General features: G+C 37.4%; 11 protein-coding genes. 2 read left to right on the top strand and 9 right to left on the bottom strand.

The window, feature by feature from the left end; all coding sequences use genetic code 11:
- The first annotated feature begins 74 nt into the window (after positions 1-74).
- Positions 75-398, top strand: a complete 324-nt coding sequence (locus tag WMO38_RS03410) for a helix-turn-helix domain-containing protein (RefSeq protein WP_021866908.1) — start codon at positions 75-77, stop codon at positions 396-398.
- 61 nt (positions 399-459) lie between these two features.
- Here WMO38_RS03410 and WMO38_RS03405 read toward each other — a convergent pair whose 3' ends face one another.
- The 8 genes from WMO38_RS03405 to WMO38_RS03370 all read right to left on the bottom strand — a co-directional run bounded on the left by WMO38_RS03405 (position 460) and on the right by WMO38_RS03370 (position 12,000).
- The gene (locus WMO38_RS03405; protein ID WP_021866907.1) at positions 460-2,250 is read right to left on the bottom strand and encodes an ABC transporter ATP-binding protein; all 1,791 of its coding nucleotides are present in this window, start codon (positions 2,248-2,250) and stop codon (positions 460-462) included.
- Positions 2,251-2,262: 12 nt separating this feature from the next.
- Positions 2,263-3,816 (bottom strand): glycoside hydrolase family 28 protein, encoded by a 1,554-nt coding sequence (locus WMO38_RS03400; protein WP_186835803.1) that lies wholly within the window; start codon positions 3,814-3,816, stop codon positions 2,263-2,265.
- Positions 3,807-4,727, bottom strand: coding sequence for a hypothetical protein (locus tag WMO38_RS03395; protein WP_349161455.1), 921 nt, complete (start codon positions 4,725-4,727; stop codon positions 3,807-3,809). Before WMO38_RS03395 ends, WMO38_RS03400 begins: the two co-directional genes overlap by 10 nt.
- Before the next feature lie 12 nt (positions 4,728-4,739).
- Positions 4,740-6,692, bottom strand: a complete 1,953-nt coding sequence (locus tag WMO38_RS03390) for a family 43 glycosylhydrolase (protein ID WP_349161453.1) — start codon at positions 6,690-6,692, stop codon at positions 4,740-4,742.
- A gap of 165 nt (positions 6,693-6,857) precedes the next feature.
- Positions 6,858-7,721: a carbohydrate ABC transporter permease gene (locus WMO38_RS03385; protein ID WP_349161451.1), complete on the bottom strand. Its 864-nt coding sequence runs from the start codon at positions 7,719-7,721 to the stop codon at positions 6,858-6,860.
- A gap of 13 nt (positions 7,722-7,734) precedes the next feature.
- Positions 7,735-9,207 (bottom strand): ABC transporter permease subunit, encoded by a 1,473-nt coding sequence (locus WMO38_RS03380; RefSeq protein WP_349161450.1) that lies wholly within the window; start codon positions 9,205-9,207, stop codon positions 7,735-7,737.
- A 167-nt stretch (positions 9,208-9,374) separates the two neighbouring features.
- The gene (locus WMO38_RS03375) at positions 9,375-10,964 is read right to left on the bottom strand and encodes an ABC transporter substrate-binding protein (protein ID WP_349161448.1); all 1,590 of its coding nucleotides are present in this window, start codon (positions 10,962-10,964) and stop codon (positions 9,375-9,377) included.
- A 385-nt stretch (positions 10,965-11,349) separates the two neighbouring features.
- Positions 11,350-12,000: a YigZ family protein gene (locus tag WMO38_RS03370; RefSeq protein ID WP_021866900.1), complete on the bottom strand. Its 651-nt coding sequence runs from the start codon at positions 11,998-12,000 to the stop codon at positions 11,350-11,352.
- A gap of 172 nt (positions 12,001-12,172) precedes the next feature.
- On the opposite strand from WMO38_RS03370, the gene WMO38_RS03365 reads away from it, so the two are divergent.
- Positions 12,173-14,851, top strand: a complete 2,679-nt coding sequence (locus WMO38_RS03365) for a transglycosylase domain-containing protein (protein ID WP_349161446.1) — start codon at positions 12,173-12,175, stop codon at positions 14,849-14,851.
- A gap of 33 nt (positions 14,852-14,884) precedes the next feature.
- Here WMO38_RS03365 and WMO38_RS03360 read toward each other — a convergent pair whose 3' ends face one another.
- A complete protein-coding gene (locus WMO38_RS03360) occupies positions 14,885-15,244 on the bottom strand; it encodes a SpoVA/SpoVAEb family sporulation membrane protein (RefSeq protein WP_021866898.1) in 360 nt (119 codons plus the stop codon).
- Positions 15,245-15,256: the final 12 nt, after the last annotated feature.

Genomic DNA, 15,256 nt, shown 5'->3' with positions numbered 1-15,256 from the left:
AAAAAACATTCCGTTGATAAAATCCACTGTGATTTTGTCTGGTGAAAATACGCATTACTGGAGGTTATAAGATAATGGAAAGCGATTTAGGAGCAAAAGTTAAAAAGTTAAGAATTTCTCACGGATTAACACAGGAAGATGTTGCAAAGGCACTCGATGTTACTCCTGGATACATCAGCAATGTTGAAAATGGAAGAAACCTTATGACATTAAGAATGTTATCATATTATGCTGAACTTACAGGTGTATCTCTTGATTACCTTGCAGGCAGTGTTGATAAGAGCTATCAGAATACAGCTCTTGACAATGAGATTATGCAGATTGTCCAGAAGCTTGATGCTGATACAAAGGAGAAGCTTATCTCAACTCTTAGAATCTGGGAAAAGAAAGAAGCTTAATTTATCTTTTATAATATTAATGGCTGTGCAGATATTGCACAGCCATTTTTTTCTGAATTTATTAACTCTGGATTTTTTTCATTCTGTAAAACTCACCTTTTAATTCCATAAGTTCATCAAATGTTCCGTATTCAACACAGTGTCCCTCACTTATTACTGCTATTTTATCTGCATCTTTTATTGTTGAGAGTCTGTGTGCAACTATAAATGTCGTCCTGTCTTTTGTAAGATTGTTGAGTGCTTCCTGTATAAGCTTTTCTGATATACTGTCAAGTGCCGACGTCGCCTCATCAAGGACAATTACTCTTGGATTTCTTATAAGTGCCCTTGCTATTGAAACACGCTGTCTCTGTCCACCTGACAATTTACCGCCGTGTTCCCCGACTTCCGTATCAAGTCCGTCAGGCAGGCTCTCAACCAGATCAGTAAGATTTGCCGCCTTAACAGCCTCATTCAGGGCTTTTTCATCAACATTGTCAACTCCATACGTTATGTTGTCTCTGAGCGTTCCTGAGAACAATATGGACGTCTGAGGCACAACTGCAAGGTACTTACGATATGTTCTTAAATCTATATCTTTCATATCATTGCCGTCAAGGAGTACCTGTCCGCTGTCTGCAATGTTAAATCCTATCGCAAGATTAAGTATTGTCGATTTTCCGGAACCCGATTCACCTACGAGTGCTATTGTCTCTCCCGGTGTAACATGAAGGTTAAAATTGTTAAGAACGTGTGCCTCTGAATTATTGTATCTGAAGCATACATTTTTGAAATCAAATTCGCCCTTTACACCGCCAAGCTTCTTCTTTCCTTCGTTATGTTCAATATCATCAGCAAGAAGGACTTCACCAATAGAATTTACTGACTCAACGCCCTTCGCTATTGTCGGTATGAGTGTTATAAATGCAGATACCTGATTTACTATTGTTGCAAAATAACTCTGGTAAAGCGTTATATCACCGGCAAGTATGTTTCCTTTTAATGCAAGAATTCCTGTAAATGCAAGACATAATACCTGGAATATCTGGAATATTGCCCAGCCTACAGAACCAAACAGCGACTGGATAACATCAAGTTTGTAACCTTTTTCAGCAACCGTAAACAGCTGGTTGCTCATTCTTTGTATCTCTTTTTCTTCAAGTGCATGTGCCCTCGTAACCGGAATAAGTTCAACCATTTCCATTACCTGGGCGGATGTCTCTTCCATTTCATGCCTGAACTCATAATTACGCTTTCTCATTATATTCCTGAAAAATACCATTGTAAGTGCCGCAAGCGGTGTTGTTACAAGGAAGAACAAAAATACAACAAGACTTTTTGAAATTGTAACCGCCAATGCCACCGATATATTGAGTGCAATATTGAGCGTGCTGATTAAAAGCTGTGTTGAAAGCATCTCAACCGCTTCAACATCACGCATTATCTTCGACTGCAGTCGTCCTGACTGTGTCTCTTTGTGATATGAAATTGAAAGCTGCTGGAGTTTTCTTACAAGTGCTTTTCTAAGTCCCGTCTCAGCGTAACGCGTTGCAAGTGACTTGTACCTTGTATACATATAATTGGTTGGTACATTAAGTATTATAAGTCCTATCATTATTATTGAATAGAATATAGTGTTCTGGTATGTATCGGGACTGTGCGTTGTCACATCGTTAATTATATTGGCTGTTACAATAGGCAGCACCCATACAGGGCAGTGCTTTATGAAAAAGAAAAACACTGCCGCAGCAAATTTGTGATAGTTGCCTTTATAAAGCCGTATGAGTATTATAAGCGGATGCTTTTTATGTTTTTTGTAACATTCGATAAACCAGTTATCAACATCAATTCCTTTAGGTGCATGTAAATTCATTTTTTTCACCACTTATTTTATAATTTTGTCAACATTTCCAGTTACTACAGGTTCACCTTCACATCCTGTAATATTTACATTTTTAAGTATAAGTTCTTTGGCATTATTTATTATAAGCCCCTGTTTTACTGCCTCATCACATCCAAGCATCATCGCAGCGACACCCGGTTTTGCATCCTTAGCATATGTAAAATCAATATTTTCAAATGTAAGCTTTTCAATCTTGCTTTCAGGTAATCCATAAATATAAGCTCCTGCTACATGGCAGTTTGATGCTTTTATATTCCTGAATGTAAGACGCTTGATTGACGGTGTTCTGTCATCGACAGGAAGCGGCTCTTTTGAACCAACATAATTAGTCTTTCCGTCAGGATCACAGAAATAAAAACTGTTTACAACAAATGGCGTCATTACATTATCCATATCAATATTTTCAAATGAAATATCATCAAGAACTGATAATTTGCCTCTGCCTCGTCTTGTCTTTACACGGAGACCTCTGTCTGTATTCATAAACAGGCAGTCCGTAATATGAACATTCTTTACACCGGCAGCAATCTCACTTCCGACTGTTACGGCACCGTGTCCGTCTCTCATGCAACACTGTCTTACAGTCATGTCTGATGTCGGAATCTCGTATTTGCGTGCCTGATATATCTTTCCTGATTTTATAGCAATACAGTCATCACCAACTGAGATATATGTACCGAGTACAAGTACATCCTGGCAGCTCTCAGGATCAAGTCCGTCTGTGTTATGTGAATTGGCAGGATTCTTAATCTTTACATCTATGAATTTGAGGTGGTTGCTGAAATATGGATGTATTGTCCATGATGGAGAATTCTGTACTGTTATTCCGTGCATCATTACATTATTGCAATGGTTGATGAAAAATAATCTCGGTCTCCATGCTGTATTTCTTATTTTGCAGTTATTCCACCAGTTTTCAAATGTCGTATTGCCATCAATTGTACCTTCACCTGTAATAACTACATTTTCTGCATTAATTCCGCAAAGAATTGCCGAAAAACAGTCAAGCGGATTTCCTTCCCATGAACCAAGATTATATTCTTCTTTCTCATCATATGATTCAATAACACCCGGAAGTATCGGGAATTTGTCTCTTTCTGTAAATGCAGATAATACCGCTCCTTTTGCAAGTTCAAGTGTTAAATCGCTTTTTAAAAATACACTTGAAACCTTATATTCACCTTCCGGAACAAGGACTCTTGAATCCTTAGGGCATGCCATAATTGCACACTGGATTGCATTTGTATCATCATGCACACCATCGCCCAATGCACCAAAATCGCGTACATTTAATGTTACAAATTCATATTTTGTATGAATATTTACCTCGTTTGTTTTCTGACCATTGTATACAGCATACACATTGTAATCTGTGTCAGGTTTTAAATCAAAAAGTGATGTTATAACCTTATTACTTTCCATATATTTTTCGTCATTGACATATATATCATACTGCGATTCTGTATAAAATTTTCCTGATTCAGTAAGCTCTAAAACAGCACTTCTTGCTGTATTTGTAACTAATTTTAACTCCATAATCTGCCTCCGTTATTACGTCCATAATCCTGATAATCTCTGTTCCTTACTACCTCGCTGTAGCACAATGCAAATTCAGCTGCATCTTTTTCTGACACATCACTATATTTTTCATATATTGCAAGTGCTGCATCTTCATATTTTTCTGTCAGAACCGCTTTCATACGGCAGCCTTTGAGCAATGCATATGCAAATACAAGTTCATATGGAGCTTTTGCAGGATTTTTTTCTGCACCGGAAATACCTGTTGCAAGAACATCTTTTACTGTCTCTTTATAATAATCCATAAGCTGTCTGTATATCTCATAGAGTGCCTGATCCATGACTTCCATTGTATCAATAAGTGCTGCACTGTAATAACATAATGCTTCAAGTGCATCACTGTCCTTGAATGCTTTGCTGGATGTATTTTTATACAAATCTTCATGAATTACATTATACTGTGCAATTATGTCATTATAATGTTCTTTTCCATCATCTCTTGTCTCATAATTCATATAGAATACCTGACTTGCATACGTCTGGCAAAGACATGCTTTTCCGTCAACATCCGTAAAATATCCTTTTTCACTTCTCTTCTGTGAATTAAGCTGTGCTGCCATCTTTATTGCAGCCTTTTCATATTCATCTTTTCCTGTGTAATCTTTTGCTGCATATAATACATTGGCCAGCAACAGATTAGTCAAATCATTATCATTTCCTGCAAATCCTTCTTCGATACCGCAGTCACAGCATTTATCAATGCCTTTTACAAGAAACTCTCCAAACTTCTCGTTTTTTGTGGCAAAATAAACTTTTGCAGCACTGTTTAAAATCATTGCCTTATTCCAGTTATCAGTTTTTTTCAAATCAACTGACGACATTTTTTCAAGCAGGCTGTCTTCTAATTTTTCATTTCTTTCTATTGTCATGTCCTGTCTCCTTTATAATGTTTTATAATTAAAGAAATCAAATTCGCCATATATTACATCGCTTCCGTGATTTCCTGCATCATCTGTGTATTCCTGTCCAAATGAACCGGCATATGCGTACATTCCAATCATTGCACCAGTAAAACGCTTGCCTTTCTTTAACCCTTCATCGCAGAGATAATATACATTATCAAGCACATCAACAGTAGTATAATTTAATCCGTCATAGCTGTATGAAAATGTTCTTGTAAGATAATTTGTCTCTGTTTTCAGATACACATATTCTTTACTGAAATCAAGTTCCCTAGATTTACCTTCTTTATATCCGTCTATATATTCTGCGACTTTTACAAGCAGTCTTGGATTTTCTTCTTTTGTTGCAAATATACCAAATTTCAAAAATGTATTTTCGTCATAATAGCATGTCATTCCAACATCCTGTCCCGGATAAATCTGCGGCATTCTTAACTTACATACTGCCTCAAACCTGAAGTTCTGCTGTCTTCTTAACAGAATATTTTTTGCATACATTGAATTGAGGTCATAACGGCTTCCTTTAACTTTGACATATGAATTCTCAAGAACTATTCCATCAAACTCCGGTGCTCTTGGAAACATCCAGTCTGAACTTAACCAGTCATTGTCAAAATCATCATCAAGACTGGATTCCCATATACACTCAGGTAAATCCGGTTTTATCTGCAATGTCGAAGGTCCATTAAGTGAGTTGACAACCGGCCATCCGTCCGCAGTCCACTCAATCGGGTCAATTGCCGTCTCTCTTCCAAGCAGGCTGTAGCCATCACCTATTTTTCTTCCACACAGATAGACCATATACCACTGTCCTTTCTGCGTGCATACAGGCTTACCATGTCCGCACCTTTGAATTATTGCATTTTCATCATTCTGACGCATTATCGGGTTATATGGGCATGGCTTATATCTGCCCATCAGTTCGCGGCTTCTTGAAACAGTAATTCTATGTCCCGGTCCTGTTCCACCCTCTGCTTCAAACAGATAATAATATCCGTCTTTCTTTAAAAGATGCGGTCCTTCCGGTGCTCTTTTATTATCACCATAATAAAGAAGATGTGCTTCTCCAATCTGGCGTGTCGCATCATCACTTAAAGGCAGTATTCTTGCACCTCTATTTAAAAGCATATATCTTTTCCCATCATCATCTGTAAAGATTGATGGGTCTATTCCGTCTTCATCTATTATCGCAGGCTTGCTATATGGACCTTCAGGCTTATCTGAGCTTACAACTATCTGTTTTCTGTATATAGTTCCGTCGTCATTAAGACGATATGTTGCTGTTATATAAAACTTTCCATTATAATACGAAATATCCGGTGCCCAATATCCTCTTCCACCTTCAAGATTATCAAGTGCTGCCCATTCCGGATTAGTAATCGCATATCCTATTATTCTCCAGTGTATCAAATCTTTTGATTCTGATACCGGTATACACGGAAAATAGATAAATGAAGAATTAACCATATAATATGTATCTTCGACCCTCACTATCGATGGGTCAGGATAAAATCCTGTTCTTATCGGATTGCGGTATAAATCATTATACTTTGCTCCTATTTCTTCTTCAAAATAACTCTGCAGGTCAAAGAACTTATTATTTACCGCTATGTCTATTGGCGTTACAAGATTATTATCACCTGTGAGCGGTGACAATCCAACTCTTTCCACAAGATAACGGCAGACCTCAACGCTTCCTGAAAGTGCTGCATAATGAAGCATATTCTTATGTTCATTGTCTGTAATATCCATACTTGCTCTCGAATACTCGACTATGTATCTTACAAGTGCAAGATTTCCGGTCTTCGCCGCAAGCAGTGCCATAAGCACACCATTCTCATCTTTTTCATCTATAAGATTTGGCTCTTCTTCAAGAATACGCTTTACTTCGCTTATATTCTCAAGATAAATGGCATCTCTGATTGTACCCATACTCCGCCTCCTTTTTAAATATGTAATTCAACTAGTTATTTAAGTATACCGCATAAATACAGTATTTTCTACATATTAATATTAATTTATATACTCTTTTACAGAAAAAAAAGGCGAACCTGCATTAACAGATTCGCCTTTAAAAAATCTTAAATAAACCGGGAATTACTCCTTAACGGCACCGATATTAACACCCTGTACGAAGTATTTCTGGCAGAATGGGTAAATAATTGCGAATGGTAAAATCGCAACAATAACCGAAGCACTAGAAATTGTATTAGGGTCAACAGCGTCATCATTAGGAATATCACTATCCATAACCATGTTACGAAGTTTAATCTGGAAGTTGAATAACTTATCCTTGTTGATGTAAATCTTGAAGTTAGTATAATCGTTCCAGAACTGTACAGCAAACATCAAACCGATTGAAGCAAGAGCTGCCTTTGAAAGAGGAAGTACAATCTTAAAGAAGATACCCATTGGAGAGCAGCCATCAATCTTGGCGGCCTCAAATAGAGCCTCTGGAATACCTTCAAAGAAGTTCCTCATAAGTACCAGGTTATATACGTTGATTGACAATGGTAAAATAACTGACCAGAGTGTATTAAGCAAATGTAACTGCTTCATAACGAGGTACTTAGGAATCATACCACCATCGAAAATCATTGTGAAAAGTAACATATATGCGAAGAAATTTCTTCCTGGCATTTCCCACTGAATTAATACATAACCACCTAATGTTACAAGTAACAAACCGAGGAATGTACCAACGATTGTAACGATACATGAGATACCGAATGGTCTATATAAAGCAACTCGGGTAACGATAGCTCTATAACCACCCCATGTAAACATTGTTGGAACCCACTTAAAACCATAAGCAGATCTTGCATCAAATGAATCAATGATTACCTTCCAGATAGGTAACATGATTGCTAATGAAATCAAAATAAAAATCAAACCATTTACAAGTGGGAAGATTTTGAATTTTTTCTTTTTCTTTGTAACTACAACTGAATTATCACTCATTATCTATCCCTCCTTATACAATACCACGTCCGCGGACTTTCTTACTAGCGTAGTTACAGCTAAGTACGAGAATCATTCCGACAAACGATTTAAATAAACCTACCGCAGTAGTATAACCATAATCTGAGTTACCACTTGAGAATGTCTTACGGTATACATATGTCTGTAATACTTCGGCAACATCCAATACGGCATTGTTCATAGTAACGAAAACAGATTCAAAAAGGTTCATAACCTTAGCAAGGTTAAGAATGAATACTGTAATGATTGTGTTTGCTAATGCAGGAAGTGTAATATAGATAAGTCTCTTCCAACGGTTAGCACCATCAATCTGGGCTGCTTCATATAAATCAGGGCTGATACCTGACAATGTAGCAAGGAAAAGGATTGTTCCCCAACCTGTATCTTTCCAAACATTCATTACATAGAATGTTCCTCTCCAATACTTAGAGTCACCAAGGAAATAGATTGGTTCATTAATCATATTAGCTTTAAGTAAAAGGCTGTTTACAACACCTGTTACGTTAGGATCAAGAATCATCTTGAAAACTGATGCAACTACAACCCATGACATGAAGTGAGGCAGATAAACGATTGTCTGTACTGTCTTCTTAAATCCGAGTGAAACAATCTCATTTAAAAGAAGTGAGATAATAACAGCTGCACCTGTATTTAAAATCAACTTAATAATCGAAAGAATTAATGTGTTTCTAAATGCTGTCCAGAAATAAAGGTCATTAGTGAACATCTGAACGAAATGCTTGAGACCTACATAGTAAGGTCCTGCAATAACATATTTTGTGAATGCATAACGGCATCCAGCCATTGGCCAGTAATTAAAGAGAATAATCATGATTAATACTGGTAAGAACATGATATAGAAGCCACGGTAATAATACATTGTCTTCCATACACTCTTGTTAATTGAGTTAGAAAGATATCTTGAATCAACGCCAAGATCTTTCTTGAAATACTTCATAATATCAATGAAGCAGCCAGCGATTGCAAGAATATAACCTACAATCAATACGTAGACACCTAAACCTAAAACGTATTTAGCGTCATCTGAACCATTACCAGATGATAAAAGATTAGTAAGAGAATAAATATCATATTTATTTCTTCCGTAGTAACCTCTGAAGTTAACTGCAACTAAAGAGATAACAAATATAACTGCTGAAATTGCTGTCGGTATAATTGAGAACATATCCTTCTTTAAAACAAGAAGAATAATAGCAGCTATAATAGCAATCATGAACAGATACCACATAACAGGGGCATCAATATTCATAAAACTGTAGGCATCAGAAATATCACTTGAATTCTGAACGAAAGGCAAAAGCCCGCCTATAAAAGCAATTACTAAACCTATTATAGCAATTACCTTGAGGTTGCCTGATTTCTTACCTACTAATGCACCACATCTCGGGCACACTTTTGCATGCTTTGGTAATTCTGTGTTACAAGACTTACATTGCATCTTCATACCTTCTTTCCTAATATTTTTGTTTAATTCCAAGCCTACATCTGTATGATTAATAAGCTAAAAATCAGAATCCGACCTTCCGGATGAACCAATGCCACCCGGAAGTGGATTCTTAAAGGTTGGTAATTAAATTACCTATATAATATCTTTTAAAATATTATCTTAAATTATTTAGACTTCTTTGTCTCATTTAATGACTTAAGAACAGCTTCTACTGCTGTACCAACTCTATCCTTGTAGAGCTTCATACCTTCTTCAACAGTCATGTTACCAAGTGCAACTTCTGAAATAACCTTATTTCTTGTTGTATTGATATCTGTGCTGTTTTCACCAAGTATCTCTGTCATAGGAAGTGGAGTAGCAACTGTAGAGTTCTTAGCGAAGAATTCACCATTTTTCTTAGCTGCTTCAGTCATCTTAGCCTCACCAGGATCAGCTGTCTTGAACTTAGCAAGAGAAAGGATTGGATCAATGTGGTTCTTAGACATTAATGTTCCTGGCTTTTCTGGAGATGGAAGGAAGTGGAACTCGCCTTCTTTGTACTCAAATGTACCCTTATTATCAGCAAGTGTTACTGTCTCAGCCTTGTCATTCCAATGAGTACCCTTAGCACCGTAAGTCCAAGCTGTCTGGATGTCGCCACCATCAAGCATTGTGTCGATGAAGTACTTGAAGATACCTTCTGGATTCTTAGCACTTGTTGTGATACACCAAGCTGGTGCAATTCTTTCTACGTATGTACCAAGTTCCTTAATAGGATTGATAGCAATAAGATCTGTAGGAAGACCCTTAGACTTAAGGTTTGTCATTAATGTGTTAGCCCATGTACCAGCCCAGTATGAGAATACACCAGATTCTGAAGAAGCATCTGTTGAAAAGAACTTGTTACGAGCATCTGTTGTCTTCTGACCAAGTGTAGCCTTATCAATTACGCCATCTTTAACAGCATTCTGAATTCTCTGAAGAGCATCCTGCATAGCTTTTTCTGAGAAACCATCTACATACTTTCCTGAAGAATCTTTGTAGAATGTGTAGTTAGCCTGCTGATAGAATTCTGGAAGGTAGTTTGTGTAAGGAGCTTCTGTTGAAATGAAGTCAGGAGCTGAAATTACATAATGACCTTTCTTAGCAGCTAACTGCTTTAAGATACCATAGTATGTGTTGAAGTCCATAGTAACGCCGTCAACCTTTGATACATCAATGCCAGCATCATCAAGCCAAGCTTTCTTGAGGTATGTACAGCAACCATTACCACGGTATGGAGAGAAACCATACATAGCCTTTGTTCCGTCTTCGCCATTAACAAGTAATGCTGAAAGAACGTTCTCAGCTGTATCGATAAGTCTGCCTGACTTCTTTGTCTCTGAAGAGTTCCAAGCATCTGTCATGTTCCAAAGGAAACCGTTAGCTGCATAAAGAGCATAGTAATCAGATGAAAGAAGAACTACATCAGGAATGCTATCACTGTTGAATGCATTAGAAACTGCATCATAGTAATTACTGTGGTCAGGACGTACCCATTCGATTTCAAGGCCTGTTAATTCGCCAAGATATTTGTAGAATGCCTGTCCACCGTTAGCTTCTGTAACGACTGTAGAGTCGCACATAACTGTAAATTTGTCTGGCTTTGTTACTTCTTTGTTTGAAGAAGCGTTGTTGTTTGAACCACCATTGTTGCTGTTACCACATGCAACAAGGCTCATTACTGATGTAAGAGTAAGACCTACAGCAGTAAGTTTCTTAACTGTTTTTTTCATAAACCTATAAACCCTCCTTATTGGTTTTATGGGGCAAGCCCCACGGTCAATTTTTTTGACAAAAGTATAATAGCATTTTTGTACTATTTTAACAAGAGGATTTTGAACAATTATTGTATTTTTTTTGTACATTTTGTGAAAACCCAGCATTCATGCGGCTTTCCACGTTCATATTTTTTTCATATTTTTTAATTTTTTATGTACAAATTGCCCAAAATATACTTCATGTAATGTTTTTTAACCAGTCGGCATTGTATTTTTTATGTAAATTTTGCACTATCATAACTCTCTTTTATGATTTTTTTACATCAATTTTACAACAAAGTGCCCAAATTTTATTAATTTAATTTCTGTTTTGTGCTTTATTACCATTGTTAACCCAATATTAATTATTGCTTGTCAATATTTGCACCATTCCGTCATAAATACCAAAAATCACATTGTCATTTTTAACAATTTCAAGGCGTCCGGCAAATGCGTCCGCCACAGCTTTCTGAAAATGTGCATACTCAGACTCTTCTATAATCATATTTATATGGACATTTTCACCATACTCGGTGTCCGTTATTATTATATTTCTTTCCATACACATGTACTGTATTTTTCCGAAACTGTTATAGTCAGCATCTATCTGTGCCTGTATGCCTTTTTTAACTTCCATGATGCCTGATGCTTCTATTCCCGATTTGGCTGCTTCTGAATATGCCCTTATCAGGCCGCCTGTTCCCAGAAGTGTTCCGCCAAAGTATCTTGTCACAATTATAAGGCAGTTTGCTATACCACTTTTATCAAGTACATCGAGTATTGGTTTTCCTGCTGTTCCTGAAGGTTCTCCATCATCACTGAATCTTTTTATTTCGTTATTATTTCCTATTATATATGCGTAACAGTGATGCCTTGCATCCCAATACTTCTTTTTGGTTTCATTTATATAATATAATGCATCTTCTTCATTTTCTATATTATATACGTCACCAATAAACCGGGATTTTTTTTCTGTTATCTGTGCACTTCCGTCTTTATGTACTCTTTTCAAAATTGCTCTCCTTTTGCAAGATGCAGTATTTTCTATTCAGATTATGCCTGTACTTATTTCTTTTGTCAAACTATTAATAATTCGTGATAAATCATTTTACTTGAGACATTTTATAATTATATGGTATAATGAATCCAAACAACACTTTTTTGTGCAGAAATTGGAGGTAAATATGAATTTTGGCAAACAAGGCATAATACAAAAGAAAAAACGGCTGAATTCTTCCGGTTCGCGTCTCGGCACAAAGCTGGGCGTTACTGTCGTAAAGCTTTTGTTCATAGCTGTCATTGCTGTTATAGTTGCAGGCTCCTGCCTGGCATTAGGGGCTACAGAAGGCATTATTGCCAGTGCACCTGACGTATCAACAATTGATGTGTCACCTGAGGGTTATGCAACAAAAATTTATGACGATGGTGGTAATGAAATACAGACATTATCAACAAGCGGTTCCAACCGTATATATGTGGACGTTGAAGATATTCCTATCACATTGCAGCATGCTTTTATTGCAATTGAAGATGAGCGTTTCTATGAACATAACGGTATTGATATCAAAGGTATCTTTCGTGCCGGAACGGTTTTTCTTTCTACAGGACGCATGTCAGAAGGTGCAAGTACAATCACACAGCAGCTTCTTAAAAATAATGTTTTCAAAGCATATAATGAAAGTACCGTTGAAAAAATCAAGAGAAAAATCCAGGAACAGTATCTCGCCGTAAAGCTTGAAACTGTCATGGACAAGCAGACTATAATAGGTAACTATCTTAATACAATCAACTTAGGAAATGGTTATTACGGCGTTCAGACTGCTGCACAGGGTTATTTTGGCAAAGATGTATCTGAGCTTTCTTTAAGCGAATGTGCTGTAATTGCTTCAATAACACAGAGTCCGTCTTCACTCAATCCTGTTAAGTACCCTGCTGAAAACCAGAAGCGCCAGTTAAAGGTTCTTAATAATATGCGTAACCAGGGATATATCTCACAGGCAGAATATGACGAGGCAGTTTCTGATGATGTGTATGCAAGAATACAGGACAAAAAGATTGAAGTTGCAAGTTCAACATATTCTTACTTTGTTGATGCTCTTATTGACCAGCTTATAAAGGATCTTATGGAGCAGAAAGGATATACTGAGACACAGGCAACCAACATGATTTACAAGAATGGTCTTCAGGTCTATTCTACACAGAATATGTCAATGCAGCAGATAGCTGATAACGTTATTAACGACCCTGACTATTATCCTGACAATACTGAGCTTTCTATTTCATATTCGCTTGCTGTAAAAGATACAAAAGGCAATGTCAATTACTACTCTCATTATGGTCTTTTGGATTATTACAAAAAAGACAAAGGTCAGAGTAATTTCACTCTCATCTTTAAAGACAAAGATGATGCACAGACTTATATTGATGAATACAAAAATTCTATACTTGCAAATGGAGGAGAAGTTGTTTCTGAGAGCGTTTCTTATATAGTACAGCCTCAGATGTCATTTACAATTATGGACCAGCATACAGGCCAGGTTAAGGTAATCGTTGGAGGCCGCGGTGAAAAGAGCGGCAACCGTACTCTTAACAGAGCCGTTGATACTATGCGTCAGCCGGGTTCATCAATAAAACCTCTCGCTGATTATGGTCCTGCACTTGATACAGGTGCTATTACTCTTGCAACAGCTATTGATGATGCACCTTACTATTATCCGGGTGAAAATTCAAAGCTTGTAAAGAATTATTTTGTGGGTGAATACAGAGGTCTTATGTCTGTAAGAACAGCTTTAAAACTCTCCGAAAACGTACCTGCTGTCAAGGTACTTGCTCAGATTACTCCTCAGGTTGGTTTTAACTACCTTCTGAAATTCGGTTTTTCAACACTTATTTCACCTAAGGAAGCTGTCAACGGCAACCATGATGTTGTCCCTTCACTCGCACTCGGCGGTCTGACATATGGTGTACACAATATTGAAATGTGCGCTGCATACGCAGCTATCGCAAATCAGGGAACTTATACGCAGCCTGTTTATTATACACAGGTCAAAGATAAAGACGGCAATGTTATCCTTGACAATACACAGCCTCTTACACATACTGTTTTGAAGAAATCAACTTCATGGCTTTTAACTAACGCACTTGAATCAGTTACTGCTGCCGGTACTGCTGAAGCTGCTGCTTTAAGCAATCAGCCTACAGCCGGAAAAACAGGTACTACACAGAATGTAACAGATAAATGGTTCTGCGGTTATACACCTTATTATACAGCTGCTATATGGCTCGGATATGATGATAACTCAAAGGAACTTTCAGGATATATTGACCACAGAAAAATGTGGCGTACAATAATGCAGGAAATTCACGATAATCTTCCTACCGGTTCTTTTGAAAAACCGGATGATATAGTAGAAACAGAGGTATGCTCACAGTCAGGAAAGCTTCCTGTAGCAGGCTTATGCGACCAGGATCCAAGAGGTTCACAGCTTGTGACAGAATATTTCTCTAAGGATAATAATCCGACCGATACATGTGATGTTCATATTAAAGTAACTATCTGTGATGACACAGGCGAAATCGCATCTGCAAACTGTCCTCACAAGACTACTAAGATTATGATTAAAAAAGCTGCGATTGTTAAGAATCCTTCAAATGAAGATGAGACAACTTATACTACATGGGATCAGGAATATGCAATTACAGAGGAACAGCTTTCAAAGGTATGTACTGCACACGGCGGTTCATCATCAGGAAGCACAAGCTCAGGCAATTCTTCAGGAACCACACATAGTACAACTGCTCCGTCTTCTACAAAGCCTACAACATCCAGCCATAGCAATACGTCAGGTACAACGAGACGATAACAGAAAGCGGATGGGAAATCACTTCCCATCCGCTTATTTTTTCTTCATATGAGGTTTAAATATCCATGACGAAATATATCCGAATATCAATGCCGATGATACACCTACGGCACATGCGGTAAACCCGCCTTTGAAAAGCCCAAGAAAACCAGATTCGTCAACTGCCTGTTTAATTCCTTTCCATAAAACATTACCAAATCCAAGAAGTGGCACTGATGCCCCAGCTCCCGCAAATTCAAGAATCGGTTCATATAAACCGACAGCCCCCAGAACTACGCCGGAGCATACAAGAAGAACCATTATCCTGCCCGGCATCAGCTTGGTTTTTTCCATAAGAATCTGTACTGCGGCACATATAAGACCGCCTATGACAAATGCCTTTACAAATACCATTCTGCCTCCCTA

Source organism: Lachnospira hominis (ex Hitch et al. 2025) (assembly GCF_040096395.1).
Taxonomy (GTDB): domain Bacteria; phylum Bacillota; class Clostridia; order Lachnospirales; family Lachnospiraceae; genus Lachnospira; species Lachnospira hominis.
This window is presented reverse-complemented; position numbering and strand designations above follow the sequence as displayed.

What these genes read in the sequence shown, in the direction of transcription:
- WMO38_RS03410 (WP_021866908.1), top strand. Translation starts at nt 75, where the DNA reads ATGGAAAGCGATTTAGGAGCAAAAGTTAAAAAGTTAAGAATTTCTCAC.
- WMO38_RS03405 (WP_021866907.1), bottom strand. Translation starts at nt 2,250, where the DNA reads ATGAATTTACATGCACCTAAAGGAATTGATGTTGATAACTGGTTTATC.
- WMO38_RS03400 (WP_186835803.1), bottom strand. Translation starts at nt 3,816, where the DNA reads ATGGAGTTAAAATTAGTTACAAATACAGCAAGAAGTGCTGTTTTAGAG.
- WMO38_RS03395 (WP_349161455.1), bottom strand. Translation starts at nt 4,727, where the DNA reads ATGACAATAGAAAGAAATGAAAAATTAGAAGACAGCCTGCTTGAAAAA.
- WMO38_RS03390 (WP_349161453.1), bottom strand. Translation starts at nt 6,692, where the DNA reads ATGGGTACAATCAGAGATGCCATTTATCTTGAGAATATAAGCGAAGTA.
- WMO38_RS03385 (WP_349161451.1), bottom strand. Translation starts at nt 7,721, where the DNA reads ATGAGTGATAATTCAGTTGTAGTTACAAAGAAAAAGAAAAAATTCAAA.
- WMO38_RS03380 (WP_349161450.1), bottom strand. Translation starts at nt 9,207, where the DNA reads ATGAAGATGCAATGTAAGTCTTGTAACACAGAATTACCAAAGCATGCA.
- WMO38_RS03375 (WP_349161448.1), bottom strand. Translation starts at nt 10,964, where the DNA reads ATGAAAAAAACAGTTAAGAAACTTACTGCTGTAGGTCTTACTCTTACA.
- WMO38_RS03365 (WP_349161446.1), top strand. Translation starts at nt 12,173, where the DNA reads ATGAATTTTGGCAAACAAGGCATAATACAAAAGAAAAAACGGCTGAAT.
- WMO38_RS03360 (WP_021866898.1), bottom strand. Translation starts at nt 15,244, where the DNA reads ATGGTATTTGTAAAGGCATTTGTCATAGGCGGTCTTATATGTGCCGCA.